This is a genomic window from Actinoplanes sp. NPDC023936 (assembly GCF_040639325.1).
In the GTDB taxonomy this organism is placed as follows: domain Bacteria; phylum Actinomycetota; class Actinomycetes; order Mycobacteriales; family Micromonosporaceae; genus Actinoplanes.
In genome coordinates, this window is record NZ_JBEZZR010000027.1 from 1 (window position 1) to 25,134 (window position 25,134).

23 protein-coding genes and 4 pseudogenes are annotated in these 25,134 nt (G+C 62.5%); 14 read left to right on the forward strand and 13 right to left on the reverse strand.

Features of this window, described 5'->3' with window-relative positions; genetic code table 11:
* The first annotated feature begins 454 nt into the window (after window positions 1-454).
* Window positions 455-805, forward strand: a complete 351-nt coding sequence (locus AB0F72_RS28585) for a hypothetical protein (protein WP_360437125.1) — start codon at window positions 455-457, stop codon at window positions 803-805.
* Window positions 806-1,148: 343 nt separating this feature from the next.
* A complete protein-coding gene (locus tag AB0F72_RS28590; RefSeq protein ID WP_360437128.1) occupies window positions 1,149-1,877 on the forward strand; it encodes a hypothetical protein in 729 nt (242 codons plus the stop codon).
* Between the two features lie 369 nt (window positions 1,878-2,246).
* On the opposite strand, the gene AB0F72_RS28595 is transcribed toward AB0F72_RS28590, so the two are convergent.
* Complete coding sequence (locus AB0F72_RS28595) at window positions 2,247-3,185, reverse strand: hypothetical protein (RefSeq protein WP_360437131.1); 939 nt, start codon at window positions 3,183-3,185, stop codon at window positions 2,247-2,249.
* Window positions 3,186-3,188: 3 nt separating this feature from the next.
* Window positions 3,189-4,268, reverse strand: coding sequence for a DUF262 domain-containing protein (locus tag AB0F72_RS28600; protein WP_360437134.1), 1,080 nt, complete (start codon window positions 4,266-4,268; stop codon window positions 3,189-3,191).
* A gap of 160 nt (window positions 4,269-4,428) precedes the next feature.
* Between AB0F72_RS28600 and AB0F72_RS28605 the strand changes: the two are divergent.
* Window positions 4,429-4,621: pseudogene (locus AB0F72_RS28605) on the forward strand (hypothetical protein); the annotation flags it as partial.
* Between the two features lie 205 nt (window positions 4,622-4,826).
* On the opposite strand, the gene AB0F72_RS28610 reads toward AB0F72_RS28605, so the two are convergent.
* The 3 genes from AB0F72_RS28610 to AB0F72_RS28620 all read right to left on the reverse strand — a co-directional run bounded on the left by AB0F72_RS28610 (window position 4,827) and on the right by AB0F72_RS28620 (window position 7,634).
* Window positions 4,827-5,705: a PIN domain-containing protein gene (locus tag AB0F72_RS28610; protein ID WP_360437137.1), complete on the reverse strand. Its 879-nt coding sequence runs from the start codon at window positions 5,703-5,705 to the stop codon at window positions 4,827-4,829.
* A 709-nt stretch (window positions 5,706-6,414) separates the two neighbouring features.
* Complete coding sequence (locus AB0F72_RS28615) at window positions 6,415-7,008, reverse strand: hypothetical protein (RefSeq protein ID WP_360437140.1); 594 nt, start codon at window positions 7,006-7,008, stop codon at window positions 6,415-6,417.
* Entirely contained in the window at window positions 7,008-7,634 is a 627-nt protein-coding gene (locus tag AB0F72_RS28620; RefSeq protein ID WP_360437143.1) for a hypothetical protein, read from the reverse strand. The genes AB0F72_RS28615 and AB0F72_RS28620 overlap by 1 nt, the downstream gene beginning before the upstream one ends.
* Before the next feature lie 138 nt (window positions 7,635-7,772).
* On the opposite strand from AB0F72_RS28620, the pseudogene AB0F72_RS28625 reads away from it, so the two are divergent.
* Window positions 7,773-7,892, forward strand: a pseudogene (locus AB0F72_RS28625) (IS5/IS1182 family transposase); the annotation flags it as partial.
* A gap of 764 nt (window positions 7,893-8,656) precedes the next feature.
* Here AB0F72_RS28625 and AB0F72_RS28630 read toward each other — a convergent pair.
* The 6 genes and pseudogenes from AB0F72_RS28630 to AB0F72_RS28655 form a co-directional block, all read right to left on the reverse strand.
* On the reverse strand, window positions 8,657-9,157 hold the full coding sequence (locus AB0F72_RS28630; RefSeq protein ID WP_360437146.1) for a hypothetical protein: 501 nt from the start codon (window positions 9,155-9,157) through the stop codon (window positions 8,657-8,659).
* 111 nt (window positions 9,158-9,268) lie between these two features.
* Window positions 9,269-10,543: a hypothetical protein gene (locus AB0F72_RS28635; RefSeq protein ID WP_360437149.1), complete on the reverse strand. Its 1,275-nt coding sequence runs from the start codon at window positions 10,541-10,543 to the stop codon at window positions 9,269-9,271.
* A 126-nt stretch (window positions 10,544-10,669) separates the two neighbouring features.
* Window positions 10,670-12,574, reverse strand: a complete 1,905-nt coding sequence (locus AB0F72_RS28640) for an RICIN domain-containing protein (RefSeq protein WP_360437152.1) — start codon at window positions 12,572-12,574, stop codon at window positions 10,670-10,672.
* Between the two features lie 142 nt (window positions 12,575-12,716).
* A pseudogene (locus AB0F72_RS28645) lies at window positions 12,717-13,067 on the reverse strand (NlpC/P60 family protein); the annotation flags it as partial.
* 27 nt (window positions 13,068-13,094) lie between these two features.
* Complete coding sequence (locus tag AB0F72_RS28650) at window positions 13,095-13,223, reverse strand: hypothetical protein (RefSeq protein WP_360437155.1); 129 nt, start codon at window positions 13,221-13,223, stop codon at window positions 13,095-13,097.
* A 222-nt stretch (window positions 13,224-13,445) separates the two neighbouring features.
* Window positions 13,446-14,354, reverse strand: coding sequence for a recombinase family protein (locus AB0F72_RS28655; protein ID WP_360437158.1), 909 nt, complete (start codon window positions 14,352-14,354; stop codon window positions 13,446-13,448).
* Between the two features lie 9 nt (window positions 14,355-14,363).
* Between AB0F72_RS28655 and AB0F72_RS28660 the strand changes: the two genes are divergently transcribed.
* Window positions 14,364-14,723: a hypothetical protein gene (locus tag AB0F72_RS28660; RefSeq protein WP_360437161.1), complete on the forward strand. Its 360-nt coding sequence runs from the start codon at window positions 14,364-14,366 to the stop codon at window positions 14,721-14,723.
* A gap of 194 nt (window positions 14,724-14,917) precedes the next feature.
* On the opposite strand, the gene AB0F72_RS28665 is transcribed toward AB0F72_RS28660, so the two are convergent.
* Complete coding sequence (locus tag AB0F72_RS28665) at window positions 14,918-15,127, reverse strand: hypothetical protein (RefSeq protein ID WP_360437164.1); 210 nt, start codon at window positions 15,125-15,127, stop codon at window positions 14,918-14,920.
* Window positions 15,128-15,949: 822 nt separating this feature from the next.
* Window positions 15,950-16,921, reverse strand: a complete 972-nt coding sequence (locus AB0F72_RS28670) for a YafY family protein (protein WP_360437167.1) — start codon at window positions 16,919-16,921, stop codon at window positions 15,950-15,952.
* Between the two features lie 96 nt (window positions 16,922-17,017).
* On the opposite strand from AB0F72_RS28670, the gene AB0F72_RS28675 reads away from it, so the two are divergent.
* From AB0F72_RS28675 to AB0F72_RS28715, 9 genes and pseudogenes are all read left to right on the forward strand, one after another.
* Complete coding sequence (locus AB0F72_RS28675; protein WP_360437170.1) at window positions 17,018-17,416, forward strand: VOC family protein; 399 nt, start codon at window positions 17,018-17,020, stop codon at window positions 17,414-17,416.
* A 597-nt stretch (window positions 17,417-18,013) separates the two neighbouring features.
* Window positions 18,014-18,982, forward strand: a complete 969-nt coding sequence (locus tag AB0F72_RS28680; RefSeq protein ID WP_360437173.1) for a chlorophyllase — start codon at window positions 18,014-18,016, stop codon at window positions 18,980-18,982.
* A gap of 96 nt (window positions 18,983-19,078) precedes the next feature.
* On the forward strand, window positions 19,079-19,603 hold the full coding sequence (locus AB0F72_RS28685; protein WP_360437176.1) for a hypothetical protein: 525 nt from the start codon (window positions 19,079-19,081) through the stop codon (window positions 19,601-19,603).
* Window positions 19,604-19,945: 342 nt separating this feature from the next.
* Window positions 19,946-20,530, forward strand: a complete 585-nt coding sequence (locus tag AB0F72_RS28690; protein ID WP_360437179.1) for a TetR-like C-terminal domain-containing protein — start codon at window positions 19,946-19,948, stop codon at window positions 20,528-20,530.
* A gap of 149 nt (window positions 20,531-20,679) precedes the next feature.
* On the forward strand, window positions 20,680-20,874 hold the full coding sequence (locus AB0F72_RS28695; protein ID WP_360437182.1) for a hypothetical protein: 195 nt from the start codon (window positions 20,680-20,682) through the stop codon (window positions 20,872-20,874).
* Window positions 20,875-20,908: 34 nt separating this feature from the next.
* Window positions 20,909-21,751, forward strand: a complete 843-nt coding sequence (locus AB0F72_RS28700; RefSeq protein ID WP_360437185.1) for an ATP-grasp domain-containing protein — start codon at window positions 20,909-20,911, stop codon at window positions 21,749-21,751.
* A 268-nt stretch (window positions 21,752-22,019) separates the two neighbouring features.
* Window positions 22,020-22,127: pseudogene (locus AB0F72_RS28705) on the forward strand (IS5/IS1182 family transposase); the annotation flags it as partial.
* A gap of 427 nt (window positions 22,128-22,554) precedes the next feature.
* Entirely contained in the window at window positions 22,555-23,355 is an 801-nt protein-coding gene (locus tag AB0F72_RS28710; RefSeq protein ID WP_360437188.1) for a S8 family serine peptidase, read from the forward strand.
* Window positions 23,356-23,624: 269 nt separating this feature from the next.
* Window positions 23,625-24,539 carry a hypothetical protein gene (locus AB0F72_RS28715; protein WP_360437191.1) on the forward strand — a complete coding sequence of 305 codons (915 nt, stop codon included), beginning with the start codon at window positions 23,625-23,627 and terminating at the stop codon, window positions 24,537-24,539.
* Window positions 24,540-25,134 lie beyond the last annotated feature (595 nt).

Genomic DNA, 25,134 nt, shown 5'->3' on the forward strand with positions numbered 1-25,134 from the left:
CCCGACAACCACGACGCGGACCAGTCCACCGACCCGCCGGTGACCATGCAGCCAGCAGCAGAAAGCTAAACAAAATCAACAAACTGTCTCAGTTGGCTTGACAGGTTCCGGACTGTCAACGACTCGATGCAGCATGAACCCTCTTAGCTGGGACGTCCTGAGACCTCTTCGCGTCCCAACCTCGGTTCTGTGAAGGGCTAAGAACCCCCGACCCCAGAGCTGCGCACTGCGCGCCAGGTAGCTGAGGCCCAACATGCGCCTGGCTTCCTACGCCTTGGAGAATCTCGGTGTTTGCCGGCGGTGCCGCCAATGCTCGAACCTAGGGTTCCGGGGACTCTCGAACTCGCTCTGTTGCGGCGATCCACTCGTTACGGGCATCAATCGATCTTGTCGCTTGCTTGACAGGAGCCACTTGAACCGGATTCCAGCGACGAGCGTTGATATAGATGTCCAGGTGACACCTGACTATCGGAGGAGCGTTGTGAACTCAGCGGCAGAAGCGAAGATCGAGTTTCAACGACTCGTCGGAAAGTTCGCGCTGTTCTTTGCATTCCTCTACTTCTTGATGATCCTCGGAGGCGTCATCACCGTCGTCGGCGGAGACAGCGTGCCGTGGCCGACCGTGCTGGGGACGGTTTTAGCAGGCTTCGCCTTCGTGCCGGCCGTCGTCGACGCCGTGAACCTGCACCGGACGTCTGATCAGCAACGGCTGGCGATGCTGTGGCGGCGATGTGGCCTCTTCGCAGCCGCCGGCGTTGCGGTGATGATCGGAACCGCCGTCGCCGTCGATCGGATCTACTCATGACCTTTCGAGTGGAGCCTGAGTCGATTCGGCTATACGCCTCGCAAATGCATGAGTTGAGTAAGGTTGCTGAGGTCGCGAGGGGTTACGTCAACCAGTGCGGGAATTTGACAGCCTACGAGCTCGGGTTCTTCGGCTTTGTCTGGCGCCAGCACCCGAACTATGTTGACCGGTTGAACGAGATGCTGACTCGGGTATCCGCGATCGCTACCGCTTCTGGCGAAAGCCTGAGCAACGCGGCCGCATCTTACGAAGCGACGGATTCCCGGTCGGCGGCCGAAATTGATGATTCGTACCCGGCAGCGCCACGACCGATCGCTTTCCAAGGCTAGCGATTGGTACGGGGATGGACGACCCTACCGTTTTTCTTCAATTGCCCGGCGAGCCCGACGAAAATATTGCCAGAGTCGTCATGAACCCTGGCGACATCTTCAACTATGCCTCCCCGACGGCGTGGATAAATTCCGCTATTGAAGCGCTCACCGGAACCGATGTGATCGGCTACTTCACGGAGTGGGTCGGCGGCGACTGGGCTTCCATCTACAAGTTCGGTGACGCGCTGTACAACCTCGCTGAGTGCATGCAACAGATAGGCGTCAACATCCAACAAGGCATGGAATTCCTGGACTCGGACTGGGATGGCAACGCCAATGATGCTGCCTACAACTACTTCACGTCATTTGCTTCGGCAGCAAGTGGTCAACAGATGGCACTCTTCGAGGCTGGTCAGGAGTATCACAAAGCGGCATCCGGCGCCTATCACGTAGCAAATGCGCTCGGCAACATACTTCAGGCCTTGGGTGATAAGGCAGTCCTTGCCGGCATAGTCGGCGGTGCCAGCATCGCTTTCAGTTCGACCGGAGTCGGTGCGGTCGCTGGAGCTGGCGGCTATGTCGCAGTGGCTTTTATCGTCAAAGACATGATCAATCTTATCAACAAAGCCAACCTGATCATCAATACCGCGCTGACAACTATCTTCGCCTCTTTTGGCCTAGGCGTGGACCTCGCCAACCAAGGCGGCGCCCCCCTTAATGTCCCTCTCCCAGACGTTCTATACACTGCCCCCGGAGTCTGATGTGAACGACACACCGCTTGACCGTGAGCTGGAGTCAATAGCAGGTGATGCACGGCTTGCGAAGACGGTCAGGGAAAGCCTTGAGAAGCTAAGAGCCGGCGATGGTGGTCCGATGCTGGCAGAGATGGCGGATGACCTACTAGCTGGCCGCATCATTCTCCGTGATTTAGCTGCGAGCTCTGTCTATTCTCAGCCGCTCATGAATGGCATAAGTCGCTACCAGCGATGGCGAACGGAGGCGACCAGTGAAGAACTTCAGCGACTCCGGGAAGAGGCACAAATGACCTACGGAAGCGAACCGGGTGACCCGTAGAGGCCGCAATCAATTTTTTCGCGGCTAACCGGGAGGCCAAGATGATCTCTGATCTTTTAGGCGCAGTCGGTGCTTTCCCACCGCGTCGGCGTACCGCTTTTATTTCGCAGCACGATCGCCTCAAACTTCGGACGCGCTTTGGAGACCGCATACAACCATGCGGCAGTCTCGTCGGCCTCTCGCTTTAAGGCGCGACCAACATTCTCTCGCTTGCTGACAAAGTGTCTACCATCATGGTCCACAAATATAATCGAAATGTCTTGCGACAATTTATTCTTTGTCTGTTGCGCGAAACTTTGTGTACTATCATGCAGTAGGCGAGCGGCTCGACTCGCAAGGAGATCAAAGCCCAATGCGATAGCTTTCGCTTGCTGACAGAACGTCAAAAGCTCAGTCGGCTGAATATTTGTGTCGGCTCGGTGAGCAGCCTGATTCCTAAGCCTTAAGCCTTGAGCGTAAGCGTCTCTCAATGGAGTGCTGCCAAGGCCGACTCTAGACCCAAGGAGAGTTATCTCGTTCCAAGGATCTGCAGCGTGAAGAGTCTTCAATATGTTGCTCACCTCCTCTGCGCCGATATTGGACCCGGCGTAGCCGAGAGCATACTTTGATATAGAAAGCGGCCCCTGAAGAGTACTAGCAACTTCGGCTGCAGCTCCTTGCAGGATGGGGATCGGGTCGTCCCCTTGCCGACTTGCCATCAATGCCCGTGAGTGGGCCGCTCGCATAGCTTCAACCGTCGCGGCAACGGCTAGGTCACGCGGGAGGTCATCGAACCTAAGTGATGTCCTACTGACGAAGTTCAAAACCTCTGCGGACCGTTCCCGAATGAAGTCTTCGAGGCCGCTAAAGGTGACAACCATCAAACCATTGCGAAGAATTCGCGCACGATTGTTATGGGCAGCATCCGTCAAATTCTTATCAATCAACAAAGGCTGGGTCAGGGCATCTTCGACAGCGCTAACTCTTTCGATAAAATTGTGTCGAGCAACAGACATTTTCTATCGCTCCGCCGCCGCGCTGAGTTCGTCGGTCATTCGCGCAATTCTATACGCAACTTTCGAAGGCGTGTTAGTTGCCACTCGTACTGCATCTTCGAAGTCCGCGTCCTCTTCAAAAAGCTTACGTACGACAGAATCCGCCCGGCCTGGCTTTTTTTCCAGCTTCTTAACGGCTTGGTTACCAAGCAGAGTGACGGCAACCATTTGGCTGTCATACATTCCAGCCAACGTTTGATCGCGCCATGAGTCGCGATCTGGCCGCTTGAAAGCGTTATCTCCCCAAAGTCGGGCGCACGCATCTATGGCCTGCTTGAACGAGGCCTCTAGAAAGGACAAACGGCCAGCCGCAGGTTCTCTATTTTCTGACATATAGACATCCATAGACAGCCTGAAGTCGCCAGAAAAGTGCTCCCAGGATTCGCGCAGTGTGAAGAATCTGAGCACATATTCCACGTCCTGCATCGTTCGATAGGCAGGGGCTCGGGTGTCCCGAATTTTGAGCTGCCGCCTCAAAAAGCTGTTGTCAGCAAGTTCCATTAGCAGATCATTTAATGGCCCACGGTAAATAACGTTGCGAATTTCTTGCGCATTTAAAGGCTGGCCACCGGAATTCAGCCGATGGAACACCTCATACTTCGTTGCGGGATCCGATTGTCGCAGTAGCGTTACGGCTCTGATGTACGGGCGCACGAGTAGAGCATTCTTTAACGAAGGCGGCAGGTCGCGGAAACGATATCCGTTTAACTCGTCGAAACGGTTAAGGAAATTGAGAGAAAGTCGATTCCTCATGAATTCATTAATTGCAGTTATTCGCTGCTTGCCGTCGATAACGGAGTAACGTCCGAAATCGTCCTCCGCAAGGTACACAGGAGGCACCGGAATATTAAGCAGGAAAGACTCAATCAGTGCAGACTGCTTCGCGCCATCCCATCGTTCTCGGCGTTGGAACTGAGGGCGAACGTCGATTGCCTCCGTGTCGACCATTGAGGCGATGGTTTCTAGGGACAGGTCCGAGGCCTGCAGGACGAGCGCATCCTGCGCCGATTCAAAGCGTCGGACGACGTCGGCATCGGTACCCATAGCTCCCCAGGATCTCGTCAGAGTACTTGATCGCGTACCCAACCCTCAGTCAAAGCTATACCGGCCGGGTGGCTCATCGTAATACACAGGCGTCGTTTCGTCATCAACCCCGCGACTTGGGTATCCGGAGCCTCCCGCGCATTGCGGACTCGTCGTGCATCCGAAGAGATGGGTTGCCGAGCGCAGCCTCACCTAGCTGACCCGCGCACCGCCTTCTGGCCCGCGACTACGAACGTGATCCCGCGGTCTCCGAGGCACTGATCCGCTGGGCCGCGATCAACACCACGATCCGCCGTCTCGGCCGCAACCCCGCAACCCGGCAAATCCACCGGACGTTCAGCACGCCCGGATAACAGCCCTCAAACACTCACTCAGAGAAGATTTTGACGCCCTCACCGCTGCCATCTACCTCCGCCTCGGCGGAATCACCTTGAATCTGCCCATGGAAACCTGAGTAGTCGTGCACATGATCGGAACGGATTGCACGAGTAAATTCGCGCACGGTACCTCCCGAGTAACGGTAAGGCCTGTGCGATGCGCCGTTGCGTGAATCAGGAGTCAGGCGGCCGCGATCTGCTTGCGGTACTCGTCCGGCAGCTCTCGCACCTTCAGATCCATGTTCTGGGCGCGGAGCCTCATGCCGAGATCACCGGTGACCACGCGGGCACCACCGTCATGTAGATGGTTGAGGTCGGCAGCACAGCGCAGGATGGCCATGTCCGGGTCCGCATCCCGCTGGTCAGCAGCGAGCCAGATTTCAAGCGTTGCCCGGTGGCCGGCCACAATCGGTACCGGCTTGCCGGCCTCGCGCCCCTTGAAAACGTCGTACAGACCTCGCACGGCGCGGCTGGCTCGCTTGGCGAGGGGGCCGTCGCCGTACTTCTGGCTGTCCAGTTCGTCGACGACCCGCAGCGGCACGACGATGCGAGCAACGTCGGCGGGTTCGTCCCACTGCCGCAGCACCTTGGGCCAATCGATCTCAGCTGGCCGTCGCCAGTGGTTGAGGATGTTGGTGTCAAGCACGAGGGGAAGGCCGGGCCGTGCGGCGAGGGCGCTCAGCGCCTTGAGCTGCTCGCGCGCCGAGGCGAGGGCTCGCTGCCTATTGCCGATTTCACGCCTGAATGCTTCGTTGTGGGCGCGTCGGACCTCAGCGGGAAGGGTGCTATTTGGTGTGTTCCACACACCCGGGGCGAGGAGTTGGGCGGGTGGGATGTCAGGTAGACGCAGGGCCACGAGGTGCCAATAGGTGCCCGACTGCATGTCACCGGCAAGGTCCGGCTCAGCGAAACACTCTCGCAGAGGCTCATAGGTCGCGCCGACGGCATCGTGATAGTCGCTGTAGTAGTCGCCTCCTCCGCCAGCGTTCGTCCAGGTTGTCTCGGCAGCGGTTAGCACCTCGTCGGCGCGGGCCATTGTGACGCCCGGGTTCAGTCGCATGGGTGGATGGTGCCACTCGGCCAGCGTTGAGGCCGACGCGGCGCGCCTTACAACGAGGACACGCGCCCTGTTGAAGCGTGCGCCGACGCTAGCGACGCTCTCCGCGTTCGGCGCCAAGGACGCGTGGATAACGCGGAGCATCGAGATGACGTGCCGCTGAGCATCATTGCGCGGGGCCGACCGTTTGGCGACACCGGGGAAGTGAAGCCATCCTTGGTGACACGGTAGCGATTGTGTCTGCTGACACCGGATCTGGAGTGATGGCCAGAGTTCTCCTCGCCGGTCGCCTCTTCGTACCTCTCTCATCGAACCTTGGATGCGGCACCGCTGGCACCGCCCAGACGCATGGTGATTCCGTTACAGGTGCACTGCTGTCCGGCCGCAGCCCTGTTGCCAAAGCTCGGGGCGGGGCCTTTCGTACTGATAGATCGGCTGCCTTCGCCGCGTGACTGGACACCACAAGCCGGCCTGGATCTGCCGACGGCTGGCGCACCGTGCCCAGAAGCCTCATTAGTAGGCGGCCGATCGACGGGTCGCGCATTCGCGGAGGTGATGGCCGAGCCGGCGCGGGAAGAGCCAGCGCAACCACAGTGATTGCCACCGGGCGCATTCGGCTTGCGGACGGTTCTACCCCCTAGGCCCATTTAGCAAGTCTTGATTAGAGTTAGTGGGCGGGGCCTGATCAGCCAAGAAGATCGATCACTGGCGCTTACCGCGCGGTGCCGTACGTGCTACCGCGCAGGAGCATCTCGAAGGCGACCACCTCTGCGAAGGGGCAGAAACCGACTCGCTTGCCGATGTCCACGTCCGCACCCTCGGCGACCGCAGCCACGGAGCGCTGATGCGCGTCGTTGAAGACATCAGCAGGAAGGGCCCCGGGGACACCGGCCGACGCCGCGGCGGCCTCAGCAACCGCGACAGCGACTGGGCCGAAGTCGCGAGGATGCCACCGTGACGACGATCCGAGCGCGTGATCTCCGGCGCTCGCGAGACATTTCGCGAGCAACGCCGGGGTCACTTCGCTCACTCCAGCCAACGGAGCGAAGAAGCCGATGAACCAGGACGAGAAAAAGACGCCGTGATGCCGGCGTGCCGATCTCATGAACTTCGTTCGCACATCGTCGCTGTAGCCGACCCCGTTCTCGACGAGCCAGCGGAACGGGTCCTCAGCGCTCTGGACGATAGCCTGGCCGGCACAACCGGCAGGAAACGGATAGATGTCGTGCTCATCGAGAAATCGCTCGTTATCCTCGATGATCGAGAAGCCGGCACGAAGGCGGCCGATCACTTCGGCTGTCTGCATCACGACGCCTTGTCGAGCGCGTACGCCACCAAGGCCAGGCTCTCGTCACATTGCACGACCAACTGGTCCACCTCCTGACGGCGGTCGGTGGCCTGCCTGTTCCGCCGCGCCGCCAGCGGCAAGCTGCCCAGGAACGCCGCGCATTCGTTCTTGAATTCATGCAGCGGCTCGAACAGGCCGTCCCGCTGGAAGTAGAACCGGTCCGTGAGGAGCAAGTCGGTCAGCCCTTGAAGATCCTGACGCAGCAGAATCTGCAACTGAGAGTCGACGAGCAGCTGGTCCTGCCGCAGGCCGTTCTTAATCCGGTACAACGTGTGCGAGACAGCGGGATACACCTGCGCCCGGTGCGGAAAGAGGGCCGACTCGAAAGCTTTCTTGTGCTCCGAATCCTGCTTGAACTTCTCGAGCTCGATGGCGTATTCCTGCTTCAGTTCCTCGACTTCGAGGGCGTTGGCTTGCCGCAACCTCTCCAGCTCCCGGCCCCAGCGCCGGTCGAAGATCACCTTGAGCATCGCGCCGAGGATTGTGGAAATGACCGTCGAAGTCAGGATGGCGGCAACTACCGGAGGCAAGACATCTCCCCAAAAGTCGGTGCGCGAGATGCTACTGTAGCTGCTCGCCGCCATAATGGATCATGATGATCCTTTCCAGCTGATCTTGCAGCTCAGGGCGGATCTGGCAGACCCGGTGATCGATGGGTGCGAGGCTCCAGGTGGGACAGTTGTCGACCAGGACCCGAGGTCGCGACCAGGAGCCTCGCCACGCTGTCTTACCCCGTCACGATTTCGTTGTCCGGCCGGACCCTGATCCACCTCGCCGACCGCATCCGCGCCCACCGCAAGCAGCGCCGATCCATGTGGCGGCGCCTCGAACCCGGACGCCAGGTTGCCCACTTTATTTACGTTGGCATTCACCAGCGATCGTTTACGCGCCGCTCTCGCCCCGGCCGGCACTACACGGCGCAGCGCAGTTCCTTCACGATGATCACCGTGTGATTACGTCCAGTGTTGGCCCTCGGACACCAACAGTAAGACTACGAATCGCCGAGGCTCTGCCTCGGCGATCGCTGTTCGTAGGCCTTATCGGCCCAACTGATCGAGTACGTGCGCCAAGCCCCGTAGCACCGTGGCAATCACCGGCGCCGCGGGCGATGCGGCAACAGCGAAGCCGCAACCAGCGGCCACGACGAACAGCCAAAGTCGTGATCTGAGGCATCGCGCCTTGCACCCCACGGCACGGCCATGCGAGCCGTCCCCGGTCCGGCGATTTCCACGCCACGGGCGGGCACCGATGCGCGACGCCACTCACTGAACCTCTCCCTCACCGACCCGAACCCTCAACGCCTGCGGGAGCAGCCATGAACGACCGCGATGACGCCTTCGCCGCCGAACCGGCCGGGGTGTTCAGCCACCACGAGCGCTTCGGGGACAACGGTGCACCGCTCGGCGCCGGAGTCGATCCGCCGCGAACTGGCCGCTCTGCAGTAGTCACCTCAGCGTTCGTACCGGTTGCGGCGGAGGCTATGAGGTGATGGTCTGGGCCTACGGGGCCGGCCCGTCCGCGGCGGGGTCGGACGGGCAATCTGGACGAGTACGTGATGTTGGCGTCCGGGTCGAGGCCAAGCATCTTAGGTGTAGCGCTGATTCGATCAGCGTGCTTTCTTCCCGTTGAAAAGGCGCAGTAGATATCGCTCGATACCGCGTCCGTGTTCATCAAGGTAAGTCAATTGGTCCTCGGGTGGCAGGCTCATGAAGACTCTGGTCACCGCTCGGCATTCATCGGCAGCCTCTTCACGGCCGGCGTAGTAGACCTCGACGGTGTAGTTGCCGGGCCCGTGAGGGGTGGCGATGCCTGTCAGCGATCTGGCGTCGGTGTCACTGAGGATGAGCTCGCCGCTGGCGCATCGCAATTTAAACGTCAACGGCCCGTTCCAGTCGCCGCCTGCTGGCCCGGTGTCCGGTGCGCCGTCCCAGATCTGCACTTCGACGGCGATCTGCAACATGTCCTGTGCCCGGCTGACCCAAACCTCGTAGCCCGTGGACGCTGCTACTTCACTGATGGCCTGGCGGATGGCCTCGGCGTAGCCGGTACCGGCGTCGGCGTCGACGTCGCGTAGGGAGAATACGGCGCTGCCAGGCCGCCACTCCATGCGATGGGAACTTCTGAGAGGCAACGTTTATACCCTTTCCGAGAGGTGTGGTGGCCGCAAGGTCTAATCTGCGGCCACCATTGTCCCACTAGGGCTGGACGAGCGTCATGGCTATTTGACGACGGTCACTAGGAACGGGTCGCTAGGCGTGCCTTCACTGCTGGTGCCCATATTTTCGTCCAGGACCCTGTTCAGACCGAAGAACAACTTGAGGTGGTTGCCGCCGTTGCTGTTGTGGGCGGAGGAGATGGGCCGCGCTGATCCATGCCAGGTCGCGGCGTTGCCGTTGGTGGATGTAGATGATCCCTCGTAGGACGTTTTGAACGGGAACTCGTCACACTCTCGGTTGTTCTTGGTGTAGTCGGTTCCCCAGATACTGATGCAGATCGCCTTGCTGGCGGCGTTATTGGCGTTCTGTTTCGTGGCGTTCATCAGTCGGTGCAGCGGGCGGCTGCCCTCACCAGGGACGCTCTTGCCAGCAAAGCTGGGGAAGGTGAGTGACGGCATGTGCAGAGCGTGATCGATGTGGGTAGCTTCCTCGACGTGGTCGCTGCCCGCTCGGCGGTCGAAGACTGCGGTCGGTACGAAGTCGGAGAAAACGGCGCCGTGCCACTTCCCGCCGAGGGCGGCCCCGGCGGAGTCGAATCGGACACGGGATGCAGCCATTCCAACTTCAGACCACGGGTGCACGTTTGGTGCAGCCGTAGCGACATTGATGTCCATGGTGAATAGGGATCTACTAATCTTGTAAAGCCCATCACCAGTGTCTTGCGGTGTGCGCGCGGTGAACTGGACAGTGCGATCCGTTGCGACCTTCCAGGCCGGAACCAATTCGGTCCGAGCCGGGACGAGCGTGGAGCAGTTGACCAGGGTGCCGCATCCGGCAAACGAGACAGTAAGAGTCGTGGTGGGCAGCGGCACTCCGCCTTCAGTGTCGAAGTTGTCGAAGCTGAAGACGTAGTCGACACGCCGTTCGCCGTCGTAGCTGAAGGCTAGCAGCGAGTACTCGATGTCAATCTTGGCTAGGCGAGTACCGTCTTGCATGGAGTAGAGGCCGATCTCTCTGGTGCCCAGGAAGCACTGTTGGAATCGGTCTTTGACCCATCCTGAGGGCGTGGTGGCTTGTGGTTGAGACCGGCATTCGGTCTTGAGGTCCTCGGCGAGTTCCGCTCGCTGCATCGCCGTTTCACCGCCAGTCCTAGGTCGTGGGGGAGTCAGCAACTGCTCTGCTGACCGTCGCGGCGGCGAAGGCACGCTCGTGGCTGGTGTGGTTGCGATCCAAGCCAGTTCGGGCTCAGGCTCGTTGGCGGCAGCTGGGCTGCTCCACGTACCGGTCAGGGTGACCAGGATTGCGAGCAAGGCAAGATGGCGTCTGATGCTGTGCATGTGTTGCTCCCGCGCGACAGGATTGAAATACCGGGGGTGGCCGACGCTGGGGGATAGGCTCTCTCCGTGCAGGGAATCAGCACAGAACCATCCCGAGCATCGCAGACGTATTCGGGATATCTGCGGTTACCGCGGCGAATCAAGCCGCGCATACAGCACGTCGCCGGTGCCTGCATCCACGACGGCTGTCCATCGGCCGTAGCGTGCGTGCGAGTCGGAGTTCCAACTACGGGCCGGCGAGTCGGCGGAAACGGCGTAGACAGGGGTGTCCGGCGCGAGGCCGGTGGCGGCTCGGACCGGCAGGCCCATGTCGGCGAGGGTTGTCCGGGTCACCTCCGGCTTCGAGGAGGAGTTCTTAGCGCTAGGTTGCTCAGAACCGTGGATAAGGCTACGGGCCGCGACGATCGCGTCCGTCTCGCTCGTCGGGGTCGCGGACCGTGTGATGGTTGCGTGCCTGGTGGCCGCCGACACGGAACAGAGCAGTCGCTGCTGGACGCAGCTTTGCAGGCCGGGTACCTCTTGCAGGCAGCGGGTGGGATCACTGGCCAGGCAGCGCGACAACAGCGCCTGGTCGACGCCGTTCACAACGCCGCTGCGGGGAAGGAAGTTCGTAGCTGGGCTCTGGTCGAGGAGTGATACCGCAGTGGTGGGCTTACTGATCTTGGTAGTCTCGACAGTCGTCTTCGCTTCGGTCTGGGTACGGGCCGTGGTAAGACACCAAGGCGGCTGGTTGTTGCCAGCGCCGCTGGAGAAGTCCTCCCAGATCGGGAACATGCCGCATTCCTTGTTATTGCCCAGCGCCGTCTGCGCCAGGTCGGGTTTGACCCAAACTCCGGCCGCATTCGTCGTCTGGACGCGGAACTCATACGGCTGGGACTGGGTGAGCGCATCGATGTAGCGGCTCTGGAGGCCGGTGGTGACAAAATCGGCGCGGCCGCCTGACTGCCGTTTGGTCGTCGCGACGTAGTTAAAGTCGTAGAACAGGTCCCACTGACCGGCCGTGGACGATGCCATCATCATGTAGGTGTGCTGAGCACCGTCTGCGACGTTCGATCCATTGGGACTGCCGACCGGATCCACGAATGGCAAGGCGTGGTATTCCTCCACGTTTTGACCAAGCTCCTGCCAGTAGGCGTTGTAGCTGACTGCGCCAGCCGATGTTGGCGCCCGCACCGCACGCCACCCCATTTGAACCTCACCGCTGTAGCCGTTACTCGCATTGATTACGTCGACATTGATTCGGCTGCGCAGTTCATTACTAAGAACGTAGGTGCTGGGATCCCTGTACGCGATCGTCGACGGCACATTGAACCAGATTCCCATTACACCCGAGGTTGATTGCGGCAGAATGCACAAACCGGATACGTTCCAGTCCGAGGAGCGTTCTGTACAATTGAAGCTTCCTGTCCGAACCTGGAACAATTGATTCCATGCGCTTTGTGATTCGTTGCAGTTGAAGTTCACCAGAGGCGTGTTGTTCGCCGTGCTGCCTCCGGTAATGTCCGCACAGCGATTGTCGCGCTTGTTGCGGATGTGCACGCCTTCGGGATACGGATCTGAGTCCATCCACCAAATTTCGTTGGTGGCGCTCAGTGTGCCGTTGCAGGTGTAAATGATGATCGCAGCTCTGTTGGTCGGTGTTGCCCCGGCTGCATTTAGGCACTTGCCGCTTGCCGGGTTTTTGATTCGGTAGGCGAACGGCGGCATCCCGGAGCCGGTGACTCGCTCCATGACCCATCGCTGTCGGGTCGATGTCGCATCAGTGTTCGGAACATATGCAGCCATAACGATAGGTGAGCTGTTGCTTCTACCGTCGCCACCGACGTGGAGAACGCGTTTATCGCCATCGCGTCCAGTGGCGATCGCGACGGGCTCGGTGGTTACTGCCGCAGATGCCAGACTGGCTGGCACGGCCAGTGAGGCCATAAGCAGCAAGAAGACGCCGACGATTACGGTGGCTAGCTTGGCGAGACTTTTTCCCACGCACAACCCCTTCATCTCCGCATCTGATGTCACTTCACGTATTGACATCGATGCAATGCGTAGCGCTCAGGGCCAGTATGCCAAGAGTGGACAGACTTCGATGCCACAGGTCATGTGATCAACATCACTTGAAAGGATGTCTTGCCTCGATCGTCGTTTCTGCGTCAGACCCGTTTTCGACTCAGTTCCGTCAGTGGACGATGCGGCGGATCGCGACCAGGTTGTTGAGCCAGTAACCCTGAAGCTTGACGATCTTGACGACGTCGCGGGTCTTGGGGGCGTTCACGACGAGGCCGCTGCCGAGGTGCATGCCGACGTGGCGGGGGTTGGTGCGGCTGCCGAGGCTGCCGGGCAGGAAGATCAGGTCGCCGGGGAGGAGCTGTTTGGCGCTTGGCACGGGCAGGCCGGCTTTGACCTGGTCGGTGGTGATGCGGGGGATGGTGATTCCGGCGGCGCGGTACGCCTGCTGCATCAGCGACGAGCAGTCGCAGTGTTTGTTGAGGTTGGAGCTGTGCGGGTCGGTGCAGCTGCCGCCGAAGTGGTAGCTGGTGCCGAGCTGGCCGAGGGCTCAGCTGATCGCTGTCGCCACCTGGACGGAGGTGCTGGCGGGAAGGGTGAAGCCTGGGGGCAGCTGGTCGGCGATGTCGCCAGGGATGTCGGTGTCGGCGGTGCAGGTGCCGTCGGCGTCGCCGTACATCGTACCTCCGTTCGTCGGCGTTCCTAGCCGGTTCGAGGGCATGCTAGACCGTGGCTACGACAATTTTGAGGGACGGATGCGGCGCAGATGCCAGTTCAGCGTGCCTGGTTCAGGTCTCCACCACGCCAGGGTTGCCGTCCAGAGCTCAGACCCCACGGCGCCGCCACGCATCCAGTTCCGCTGCGGCGATCACCGTGTGTGGAATCCTCGTGTTCGGACACGTTAAACCCCATATCGATCATCACGTCTTCCGTGAGATCGGATGGGGTTTCTTGCTACCTGCGGTTTCTTGGATTTCCGGGGCCTCCTTTCGTGTGGTCGCCGCGCTCGCCGCCTCGTCGCTTGGGCGGCCTCCTCAGCCTCAACGGTTCCCAGATCCGTTGTTTCCGGTGTCTCGGCTTCGCCGGTCGACTCTGCGGATGCGGTCACCGGGGCGGGTGCGGGTGCGCCGGCCGTGTCCTCGATCGTCAGGCTGCCGCGGCCGCAGACGATGACCGCGTCCCGCGCCTTCAAATAGGCCGCGACATCGTTCGCGTCTACCCGGCCCGCGAGCTCGGAGTTGACGGCGATCACGTCTTCGACCAGACGGTCCTGCGGCCAGTACATCCAGGGCGGCGCGCCGTAAGCGGCTGGGTGGGCGCTGGTGTGGCCGTGGCGGCAGCGGTAGCCGGGGCGTCCGTTGACCCAGTGTCCGGCCAGCCGCCGCCCGCACGCGTCGCAGATCAGCAGCCCGGTCAACGCGTACCTGCGCTGCCGGCCGTCGGCGGGCACCAGTTGGGCGGTGATCTGTTGTGCGGCGGTGAAGTCGTCATCGCCGACCAGTGCGGGGTGGGTACGGTCCGGGCAGATCACCCAGTCACCGCGCGGATTCCAGATCCGGACCGGGCCGAGGCTACTGCGTTTGTCGCCGGGCACGGCTTCGCGATGGTCGGTGTACTGCCGGTTCCACACCTGACGACCCGTATACCTCGGGTTCGCGAGGATCGCCGCCACCGTGCGGACCGTCCACACCGTCTGCGCCCGGTGCGGGTTGCGGACCCGGTCATACACGCCGGGCGACGGGATACGCCGCTCGTTCAACCCACGCGCGATTCCCGCCACGCTCATGCCCTCGAGGCGGCGGGCGAACATCCACCGGACGTGTGGCGCTGTCACCGGATCCGCCTCGAGGCGGTGCCGGCGGCGAACGCCCGCTCGAACTCACCGACCACGACCGCATCGAAGTGCGGGGCCCCATCGGTGACGGTCCTGGCCGGCATCGTGACCGGGCTGTACACCGACGCCATCGCCGACACCCTGAACTCGACGGTGGCCCAGCACGTGGCCGAGGTGATACTCACAGTGCTGCTGTTCGTCGAGAGCGGCTACAACGACGGCATCATGTCGCCGATCTTCTCCGTCGCGCTGATCCTGGCCGGCACCTCCTCGACCGCGGACACCCCGATCCCGGCGGCGACGCGGGTCGCCGCCGCGTTCACCGAACTCGCCGCAGCTGTTTGAGATCGGTCTCTACGGCTCCAACACGTCCTGCGATCGCCGGATGCAACGGAGCCGACCCGAGCACTACGGCGCCCCACTGGCGCACAATCGATCGCATGGATGATCCCTTCGCCAGGGCCGCCCGGGCTCAGCCGTGACGAGCAGGGCGTTCACGGCGCGGCGGCCCATCGGTTGTCGACGATTCGTTGCAGGCCTCAGGAGGCGGTGTTCACCAGGACGCCGAGGTGGAGTTCGCTGTCGGGGGTGGCGGCGAGGTAGGACTTGAAGACCTTGCCGTTGGTGTCGACCCGGGTGCTGTTGTCGGCCCACTTACCCGCCGCCGAACGCGCCCGGACCCAGGTGCCGTTGCCCGGCACCACCACCGCCAGATGCAGCGTCCCGTCAGCCAGGCCACTCGCCGACACAGGCCGCCGGAGTCGCCGGGATTACGGCAAACCCCGTCAGGACCGTGGCCGAGGCGGCTACAGCAGTCAAATTCCGCAGCAGATTCCGCAAAACAATCCCCCGTGCGTAGCGGTTTCCCTTGCCGGCAGAATTCGGCCATATCGATTATGGCCGATTGCAGAGATCACGCTACACATCGCGACGCGAGGGCGACACCCCGTGAAAGGTGGCGAGATTCACTGATCTTGATCATTGACAATGTTCACGGAAAGCTGGGTTTTGCAGAGTCTTCTTGTGCAAGGCGGTTACCCAGGGAGCGGGGTTCCGGCCTGCACAAGTTGCACTAGATCGTCGAACAGGCCGCGTCACCGGCTGCGCCACCACAGCAGGTGGACGACGTCACCTCCCAGGTGACCGCTGGCCGGCCGCCGAAACGTACTAACCGAAGACGCCAGAAACACCGTTAGCGTTACGGACCCACGGACCCCACTGTTGGCATTACATGAGAGGGTATGAGCGACATCGATGCCATTAGGGTCCGCACCAGCGAGGGATGCGGTTCGCCGGTGAGCGCGGCGAGCGCCTGAGCGACTCCGTGCAGGGTGGCCCTGACGTAGGTGACCGTGGTGCCGATGTCACCTGAACTGGCGTATCCGGCGTAGGCGCGAGCGACTGCGTAGGAGAAGTGCCGCGTCGACGGCGTGGCGGTAGATGCAGCGCAGCGCGGAGATGAGGTGTTCGGCTGCGGAGGCGCCGCCGCGGTGGTTACGGCGCATGACGGCGGCCGCTCGGATCTCTTTGGTTTGTCCGAGCAGCTAATAGCGCGGGGCTTTCCATGACAGCTACAACACCGTCTGTCCTGAGGCCGCCAGCCGGCCGGCTAGCGCAACGACACGGTCCCGGAGCTCGGCCGGGCGTTCGATGACGAACGGCAGGTCGAGTGCGGCAAGCACGGCGGGCAGCCAGTCGAGACTATCGGCCCGGATCTCCACAGACTGCCAGCCCTCGTCCCCGTCCTCTCGCACCTCGGCGATGCTGGCCGGTAGCCGTGTGCGGATCTGCTCGAGTGTTCCTTGCATCCGTAGCGTCACCGCGTGCCGGTACGGCGCTCGTACCATCGAGGTGAGAAGGTGCCGTGCGGGATCGTTTCCTACGGGCGGCGGCTCGAACGAGCCAGGAAGTGTTCTCGCGTCCGCGATGCGGTCGAGCCGGAAGGTCCGATCCTCGCCCACCTCCGGATCCGCTCCGGTGACGTACCAGCGGCCGGAATGGTTGACCAACCCGAACGGATACAGCACGCGAGCGCTCTGGTGGCCGTCACGCGAGGTGTATTGGAGCGAAATCGGCCGGTGATGGCGGACCGCGTCGGCGACGGTGAGCAGTACACCTGTTTGCGGTGCAGGAAATTCGTCGGGTTCGGCGGTGAATGCGAGGGATGTGAGTACGGCGTCCAGCCGATCCGCGATCCGCGGCGGCAGGACGCGACGGATCTTCGCGGCGGCCGTCTCGCCCGCCGTACCCGTTGCCGTCGCCAACCCGGAGCGTCGGCCGGCAACCAGGCCGAGCAGGACAGCTAGGGCTTCGTCGTCATTGAACATCAGCGGCGGCAGACGAAATCCGGCCGCGAGCCGATACCCACCGTAGCGACCTCGGACCGATTCGACCGGCACCTCAAGGTCGACCAAATGGCCCACGTAGCGCCGCACCGTGCGCGGTTCGACACCCAGGCGCTCGGCAAGTTCGGCCATCGTCCGGACGCCACCGGACTGAAGGAGCTCCAAGAGGGTTAACACCTGCGCTGTCGTTCGTGCCACACCCTCAACCTAGCAATCAATACTGGACCGGAACTGTCCAGTATTGGTTCTAGCGTGGGCCTCGCCAAGCAAGACCGTACTGAGCAGGGAGAAGACATGGACTTCGTCTCCGTCCGCATCATCACCAGCGACATCAATCGCCTGGTCAACTTCTACGAGAACATCACGGGCGTGCAGGCGGCCTGGGGCAACGAGGACTTCGCCGAGTTGCGCACCACCCACGGCACACTGGCGATCGGCAGCACCCGCACGGTCGCGCTGTTCGCACCGGGTTCGGCCCGCCCGGCCGACAACCACTCCGTGATCATCGAGTTCCTCGTGGACGACGTGGACACGCTCTACGAGAAGCTGAAGAGCGCGGTAGAGGATTTCGTGAACGAACCCACGACCATGCCCTGGGGTAACCGCGCTCTCCTCTTCCGTGACCCCGACGGCAACATGGTCAACTTCTTCACCCCGGTGACCCCCGAGGCGATCGAGAAGTTCAGCCGCTAACCGGATCGGCGTAGCGTCGGTGCTGCGGCACCTGCGGGACCGCGGGCAGAGCTCCAGCGAGATGCGACGGGCTCCTATCGGGCCACGTCGACCCCGGTCGGCAACAGCGCGCCAGCGTCCTCGCGCCGATCGACGCCAGCAAGCCGGCCTTCCGCCGATCGACCTGCACGGGCTGCGCCACGGCGCTGCGACCGTCAACCTTGCCGCCGGAGTGGGCGTGAACGTTGCGGCCGCCCCCGGTCGCGGTGGCGGTCGGCGAAGCCCCGACGCGAAGCATGGGGCGCGGGCAGCGTCTACGCGGCCGCCAAGGCGACATGCGATCACCGACGGATCACCACCGCCGGCAACCCCGGCCCGTCTTTCGCCCGAGTCTGTTGCCGACGGCGCGCCCAACGAAACGCCTGGTCAAACGCCGGATCCTCACTGAAACGGAGCCCGGACTGTTCACCCACGCCGCAGGTAGTGAAGACGTCCCGGCGAAGGGTTGACATGTTTTAGCTATTACCGTTAGCCTCTGGGTATAGCTAATAGCTATAGCCGCCGCTAGCTCTCAGGCCCGCATGGCGGTGCCTCAGCAGCAGAATCGAAGGACTCACCATGAGCAAGTCGTTCACCGACGCCGGCAACGTCCCCGTCAACGAGGCGCAGCCGGTCATCACCTACCACCCCGTCACGGTCGACGCCCCTGGCCGCCCCAGCCCTCTCCAGGTCAAGGTCTCCGTGCCTGCTACGGGCACCGACCTCCCGGTGATCCTTCTCTCCCATGGCCACGGCGCGTCCAACTTCCTGGCCTCCATGAAGGGCTATGCCCCACTGGTCGAGTTCTGGGCCGCCCACGGCTTCGCCGTCATCCAGCCCACGCACCTCGACGCCAACGAGCTCGGCCTGCGCGACGCCGACCTTCCGGACGCGCCGCTCTTCTGGCGCGACCGGGCGACCGACATGCACCACATCCTCGACCACCTCGGCGACATCCAGGACCAGGTTCCCGGCCTCGCCGCCCGCAGGCTCGACGCCGAACGAGTCGCCGTTGTCGGTCACTCCCTGGGAGGCATGACCGCCGCGTCTCTGCTCGGCATGCAGGTCCTGGACCCTGCCGACCAACGCGCCAAGGACCTCTCCGACCCTCGAATCAAGGCCGGCGTCGTGATCGGCGCCCCTGGATCCGGCCACGACCTGGCGGACTGGGCCCGTGAGAACTACCCCGTCCTGCAGTACCTCGATTTCAGCACCATGACGGGCGCAGCTCTCGTCATCGCCGGCGACGAGGACCTCAACCCGTACTTCTCCGAGCGACTCAGCTACCGGTCCGACGCGTTCGCCCTCAGCCCAGGGTCCAACAAGACACTTCTGACGTTCTTCGGAGCAGAGCACATCTACGGGGGCGTCTCCGGCTATGACGCGAAGGAGACGTCGGACGAGAACCCCGACCGGGTCGCCACACTTCGGGCCCTCGTGTGGGCGTACCTGCGCAGCCGCCTCTTCGCCGATGACCCCGCCTGGCGCAACGCCATCGACGCCCTCGCCAACGCCGAGCAGCCCGTGGCCAAGGTCGACGCGAGGTAGCAGCAGGCGCACCGACCTGAACTCACCTCCAGCCCCAACGTCGGGCGGCGGCCAGCGGGTCGCCGCCCGAGTCGCTCACCACACCAAGGAGCAACCATGTGGACCACATTCGCTGCCACTGTCGGTGCAAGCGCAGGCGGGCTGACCGGACTCATATTCATCGTCGTCGCGTTCCGCTTTGACGTTGTCGCAGTCTCTCAGGAATACCGCAACCGCGCCGCGCAAACCGTGACCCTCTTCATCACCATCGCGATCACTGCGGCTCTCATCACTATTCCCCAGCCAATCAACGCCCTCGGAATAGAGCTGATCGCATCGTCGCTCGCCAGCCTCACCCTGCTCGTGCGACTCGACAAAGCCGCCCGGCTCGGCACCGGCACCCGCGCACGCCCCGCCCTCGTCATCGCTCTCGGCACGTTCGCGGCCGGCATCTTGATCGCAGGTGCGTTCTGCGTTGCAGGGTCCGAGACCGCCATGAACCTCTATGCGCTGAGCGCTCTGACCGGGCTGGCCTGGGGGGCCTACAGTGCTTGGGTCTTCCTGACGCAAGCCGGAGTCGAGCCCGCCCAGGCTGGTTTCGGCCACCGGGAGCAGGAAGCGGTGCAGGGTCCCTTGGGCTGACCGGCTAGGGCAATGAGGACTTCGCCCTGGGGCAACCGAGCCCTGCTGTTCCGCGCCCCCGACAGCAGCCTGGTCAACTTCTTCACCCCAGTAACCCCGAGGCGATCGAAAAGTTCAGTCGCTGACCGGGCCGGCGCAACCCGCCGCCTTCAACGGGATGAGGCTGGATAGGCTCAGGACTATTTCGAGACCGTTTCGCACGGCCCTAGCTAATTGTGTTATCTTTTAGCTAATCAAGTATCCATCGGGTGCGGCCCGCCATATCGAAACGACTGGTTCCGATCATGAGGCTCAAGAACGACACCTACCCTGCCGCGCGAGGGTGCAGAGCGCGGACCCGCCATGCCTAGAGCAGGCCTTGACGCCGCCGCCGTCACCCGCGCAGCAGCCGAGGTCGTCGACGAAGTCGGCTACGCCGGCCTCACGATGGGGCTGGTCGCGGACAGGCTCGGAGTGCGCGCTCCGTCCCTCTATAAACACGTGGCAGGGCAGGCGGACCTGAGTCGCCGCATCGCAGTGCTGGCGGTCACCGAGATCGGCGACGCTCTCCGCAACGCGCTGCAAGGCAAGTCGGACAGTCAGGCGCTGGAAGCCGCCGCCCATACGACACGGCGGTATGCTCGGGAGTTCCCTGGTCGCTTCGCGGCCACCTTGTACAACACGGCGACCGGTCCCGGGGATCCGCTTCATCTCGCGTGGGTCCGGGTCGTCGATTCCCACTTGGCCATCTTGAGCGGGTACAAGATCCCAGAAAAGGACACCAGGCACGCCCTTCTCTTGCTCCGCAGCTTCCTGGATGGATTCTCCTTGATCGAGCCGGCGGGAGACATGCACACCGAGGACGAGATCTACGCCAGCTTCCTCTGGGCGATCGGTTTCGTCGACCGCGGGCTTCGCGAGCTATCTGGCGTCACGCCTAGCGCTTGAATTCCGTCCCGCACCGCCGGCGTACGGCACGACTGACCTTCACGCCCTCAAGGATCGTCACGCTATCGGCACGCGGCGGGCGAGACCAGCGAGGTTACCTCTACTGGTGCAGGCCAGCCAGTCCTCTGCGGCGATCCGGATTCGGGCCCGTGGCCCGGCGCCTGTGCCGTCTGGCGGCGGAGGAGAAGATCAACATCAAAACCATGACCGGGTACGGCGGCAGCGCGCCGTGGGATGACGTCGATACTCCGCTGAGGCCGTTGTTCGACCTCGCCGGATTCCCGCGCGGGCGGTTGCCGGCTTCGGCATGTGTGGCGATGGGCGTTCGCATCAGAAAATGCTGACGCGTGCGGTGGCCGGTTCGCCGATGATGGTCGGATGCTGTTGCTGGTTCCCGCTGACGTCCTGCGTCCTCGACGCCCGGACGAGCACTTCGCCGTTGAGGCCGACGCCGCCCGAGCGGCCGGCATCGACGTCGCCGTGATCGACCACGACGCGCTGACCCGCGGTGACGACGCTGATCGGGCGGTCTCCCGAGTACCGGGCGGCTCCGACGCGGTCTACCGAGGCTGGATGCTGCGCAGCGAGCAGTACGCGGCGATGGCCGACGCGCTCGCCGCCCGCGGCGTATCACTGCGGACCAGCCCGCAGCAGTACCGGCAGGCACACGAACTACCGGGCTGGTACGACGCGGTTCGCCCGCACACCCCGGAGTCGGTGTGGACCGCAGGCGACAGCCGTACCCAATTCGCGCAGGCCTGCGCGAAGCTCGGTGCCGGACCCGCGGTGCTGCGGGACTGGACGAAGTCGATGAAGCACCACTGGCAGGAAGCCGCGTTCATCCCCGACGTCGCCGACAACGACGCCGCGTGGCGCGTCGCAGCACGCATGCGCGAACTACGCGACGACGACTTCACCGGCGGATTCGTCATCCGTCGCTTCGAGGCGTTCACCGGCGCAGAGGTACGCACCTGGTGGGTCCGCGGCGACTGCCGCCTGATCACCGCCCACCCGGACACCGCCGAGCACCCGCCGCCCGCTCACCTCGATGTCACCGCGGTCAGCGCGTCGATCCGCGCCCTGCGGCTGCCGTTCGTGACCGCGGACCTCACCCCGCACCAGGACGGCCGGTGGCGCCTCGTCGAAATCGGCGACGGCCAGGTCAGCGACCGCCCGCACACGACGTCGGCCGACGACCTCATCAAGGCCCTCATCGCGTGAACCTCCACGTCAGCAAGGCTTCCACTGTCGGTCCCCTCCAGCCGGTCCGGACGGTGGTCCCTTGAGGAACGCACGCGTGTTCGGCCAGACGCCTACCACCGGACCCGACTCGACTGGGTACAGGAACCGCCGATGACCGCCGAGGTCCGCCCGGGTGGAGCCTGCTCGGCGGTGGGCACCCAGATCCAGGGCGCGTCCACGACAGCGGGAAGGCCACCGAGGCTGGTCGCCGGGCCGGCAGCACCACGTCGGTGACGGCGTAGCCGGCCGCCGGCAGAAGGCGGCCAACCGGGCGCACGCGAAGATCCGCGCCCGCGGCGAACGGGCCATCGCCATCCTCAAGACCTGGGAGATTCTGGTCAAGCTGCGCTGCTGCCAAAACGGCTCCTTGCAAACCCTCGGCCAGACCGAAAAATATTTCCTCACAATCAGCCAAGGTCAACATGTTGCGCACGGCGGGAATCTTGTCCACCCACCGTTCGAGATCAAATGCTCCGACCGACTGAAGTCGAAGCCGGCTTCGGCTCGTCCAAGGCATTCACAAGCAAGGCCAATGATCGCACGGTAGATACGGCCGATGATCCCTGACTCAATACAGTGGACCATTCCTCAACGTGGATCTCCTCCCAGGGCAGATCCAATATATCTAGGTCATCGTGTCGGACAATTAATCCGCAAAGATCACATCCTTGACGCATCACCGGCGTGCGCCCACAGTGAAGATGAGACTTCCGCGGTACATCCCGTTAGGAGTGCCCATGGTCACTGCTAGCGCTCGTGATCTTGTGAGACTAGGCCCACTCATGGAGCGAACTACCGGGCGTCCCGAGATCCGAATAGCCGTGATCGACGGACCCGTTGCTCCACATCCGGATCTTGTCGCTTCCGTGTGGAATGGAGAGCGGCCGGAACGTAAGGGCAGTCACCATGACCACGGTACCTTCGTCACGGGAATTCTAGCCGCAAGGAGGGGCTCTCCAGCGCCCGCGATTTGTCCGTCTTGTTCTTTCCTGATTCTGCCGATCTTCGGTGCGGATATGGGGTCAACGGACCTGGCTCCGCGTGTGTATAGCAGTGACCTTGCCGAGGCGATCCTTGAGGCGGTATCCCGGGGAGCCTCTGTCATCAATTTGAGCGTCGCTGCAGCTCGCCCGTCGACGCGGTCTGACCCGCAATTACAACGCGCGCTGGACCACGCCGCCAAAGCGGGTTGCGTCGTAGTGGCCGCGGCAGGCAACCAGGGCGTTCTGGCGAGCTCCTCGATTACCCGTCACCCCTGGGTAATTCCCGTGTCAGCTTTCACTCTGACAGGGCGCCCGATCGCCCAGGCCAATCTAGGGGCGTCGATTGGACGTGGCGGGTTGGGTGGACCGGGCGAGGGTGTCACGAGCCTCTCGGAGAAAGGCGGCTACATTAAGGGAGGCGGTACTAGTGCTGCCGCAGCTTTCGTTACTGGAGCGGTGGCCCTCCTTTGGGCGCTGCTTCCGACGATTGAAGCACAAGCGCTTGTATGGGGGCTGAAAACTAGGCGTCGGATGACGCGACCTTCCGTGGCACCACCAATCCTTGACGCCGAGGGTGCATATCAAGCCCTGATCCGTTAGCAGAACAGCATATAACGCACCGCGAAGGAGAGGACGATGGAAAACGGAAACGACGAGAATGCGCGCCGAGTAAGGCTTCCAGGCTTCTTGGTCAAAGAGGAAGTGGGGTTGGGCACGGCAATAGGGCGAGGAATATCCGTTCTAGGCGTGCACCCCTGCGGCGGCTGCAAAAGAAGAGCGGCAGCATTGAACCGCCGAGTAGTATTATATAGCCGGTCGCACGATGCCGGCGGGACGCCCATGGCACCCCACAACACCGGAACCCTGACATGAGCGACAATACCCAAGAGGAGACCTTGCCCAACTCCTCACCATTGATGTCGCATTCTGTCGATCGCACCGACGAGCTACAGCACGTCGCCTCGGATGCGATGCCGACAACTCCTTCGAATTCCCCAAGGCCGGCAAATATCTACGTATACGCCATGGGTCATGTAGAGCCGAGATTCCCCAACCTAACTGTGGAGCGGGAGTTCGCACAAGTTGTTGGACGATATGACACCGAGGGCCAGACCGACATGGAGACCATGCACGCGGTCCTTTCTCAGCGGGAGAACCGGTACTTGGTCCGACAGATGTGTTGGCTCTTTAGTGTTGAGCGGCTACCAACCTACGTACTGATTCCCCGGGACCAGTCGGACTGGGATCTGCTTGTCGATACAATTCGGACCAGCAACCAGTCGGACGATCTTGAGGTTGTGGTGGGTCTGCGTGGACCCCTGGCCTCTCCCGAAAGGTGTGGAGGGGTTGTTGTTCCCGTCGTCGCATTCGATCAGCTCTACTCCTTCCAGCGCGATGACTTGCTGGCCGCCATACCGATACCCGAGGGCGTCGACGAAGGAGATGCGGAGCAGTTCAGACGGTCGGCCAGTGAACTCCTCGACCGTATCATGCAAATCGCCGACAACAGTGGATCCATCGACGAGCACCGGGCCCTGAACTATCTTTCCGTTCGCTATCCCGCGATATATGCCACCGCTCTTGCGGCGCATCGGGAAGAAAAGAGTCTGAGCGCCGTCGAGGTGCGGCCCTCTCGGCTCGGCGAGCCGGAGGTCATCCTGAACGTCGTATTCTCCTACACGCATCGACGCACAGATGTCACAGAGAAGTACTTCGTGCGGGTCAACGTATCCGGAGAGTTTCCCTTCCTGGTATCCAAATTACAACCATACTACGAACGCTGAAAGTCTGCAGCGCTCGGCGATTCGTCTCGGTGCTGTCGAGCATCCTGACCTGAATCGAATGACAGCTCGACGAGGAGGTCTGTGAAATGATCGGAATCCCAGGTTTTGGTGCGGTCCACTCCATCCCGAGTGGCGCCCACCCATTATCCGACTGAGACGCATGGGGCAGCAGGCAACCCTAACACTTTCGTCCAGCAGCAGATCGGGAGGGGCGGTTTGGGCGGGGGCGGCTTCGGTGGCGGTGGAACCAATTTGGATCCTCGGCCGAGCTCCTGCGAGCAATGTCAATGGACGTGCACCACCGTCCCGTGCGGACCAGGGTGTGTTCGGGAAGAATGCCACGACGTGTGCGTCAGCGTTCCCTGCGTCATGCTCTAAGCAACAACCACGCCGGACCCAGGGCCGACGCGTACACCCTCACTGGCTCTCCAAGCGTGGCATCCACCCCAGCCCACCGTGGCGGTCCGGCTGCGGTGGGCGTCGGATGGCCGAACTCCCACATGGAACGATCCACGAGCGACAAACCACTAAAAATAGAAAGCGAAACCGATGCGGCTTCCCAACTTTACGGCTGATGCTTCCTTGGAGAAATCAT

Coding starts and splice junctions, on each gene's coding strand:
- AB0F72_RS28715 (WP_360437191.1), top strand. CDS start 23,625: ATGAGCGACAATACCCAAGAGGAGACCTTGCCCAACTCCTCACCATTG.
- AB0F72_RS28675 (WP_360437170.1), top strand. CDS start 17,018: ATGGACTTCGTCTCCGTCCGCATCATCACCAGCGACATCAATCGCCTG.
- AB0F72_RS28700 (WP_360437185.1), top strand. CDS start 20,909: ATGCTGTTGCTGGTTCCCGCTGACGTCCTGCGTCCTCGACGCCCGGAC.
- AB0F72_RS28655 (WP_360437158.1), bottom strand. CDS start 14,354: ATGTTCGCCCGCCGCCTCGAGGGCATGAGCGTGGCGGGAATCGCGCGT.
- AB0F72_RS28595 (WP_360437131.1), bottom strand. CDS start 3,185: ATGTCTGTTGCTCGACACAATTTTATCGAAAGAGTTAGCGCTGTCGAA.
- AB0F72_RS28620 (WP_360437143.1), bottom strand. CDS start 7,634: ATGGCGGCGAGCAGCTACAGTAGCATCTCGCGCACCGACTTTTGGGGA.
- AB0F72_RS28640 (WP_360437152.1), bottom strand. CDS start 12,574: ATGTCAATACGTGAAGTGACATCAGATGCGGAGATGAAGGGGTTGTGC.
- AB0F72_RS28600 (WP_360437134.1), bottom strand. CDS start 4,268: ATGGGTACCGATGCCGACGTCGTCCGACGCTTTGAATCGGCGCAGGAT.
- AB0F72_RS28710 (WP_360437188.1), top strand. CDS start 22,555: ATGGAGCGAACTACCGGGCGTCCCGAGATCCGAATAGCCGTGATCGAC.
- AB0F72_RS28635 (WP_360437149.1), bottom strand. CDS start 10,543: ATGCACAGCATCAGACGCCATCTTGCCTTGCTCGCAATCCTGGTCACC.
- AB0F72_RS28650 (WP_360437155.1), bottom strand. CDS start 13,223: ATGTACGGCGACGCCGACGGCACCTGCACCGCCGACACCGACATCCCT.
- AB0F72_RS28615 (WP_360437140.1), bottom strand. CDS start 7,008: ATGCAGACAGCCGAAGTGATCGGCCGCCTTCGTGCCGGCTTCTCGATC.
- AB0F72_RS28590 (WP_360437128.1), top strand. CDS start 1,149: ATGGACGACCCTACCGTTTTTCTTCAATTGCCCGGCGAGCCCGACGAA.
- AB0F72_RS28690 (WP_360437179.1), top strand. CDS start 19,946: ATGCCTAGAGCAGGCCTTGACGCCGCCGCCGTCACCCGCGCAGCAGCC.
- AB0F72_RS28685 (WP_360437176.1), top strand. CDS start 19,079: ATGTGGACCACATTCGCTGCCACTGTCGGTGCAAGCGCAGGCGGGCTG.
- AB0F72_RS28630 (WP_360437146.1), bottom strand. CDS start 9,157: ATGGAGTGGCGGCCTGGCAGCGCCGTATTCTCCCTACGCGACGTCGAC.
- AB0F72_RS28680 (WP_360437173.1), top strand. CDS start 18,014: ATGAGCAAGTCGTTCACCGACGCCGGCAACGTCCCCGTCAACGAGGCG.
- AB0F72_RS28610 (WP_360437137.1), bottom strand. CDS start 5,705: ATGCGACTGAACCCGGGCGTCACAATGGCCCGCGCCGACGAGGTGCTA.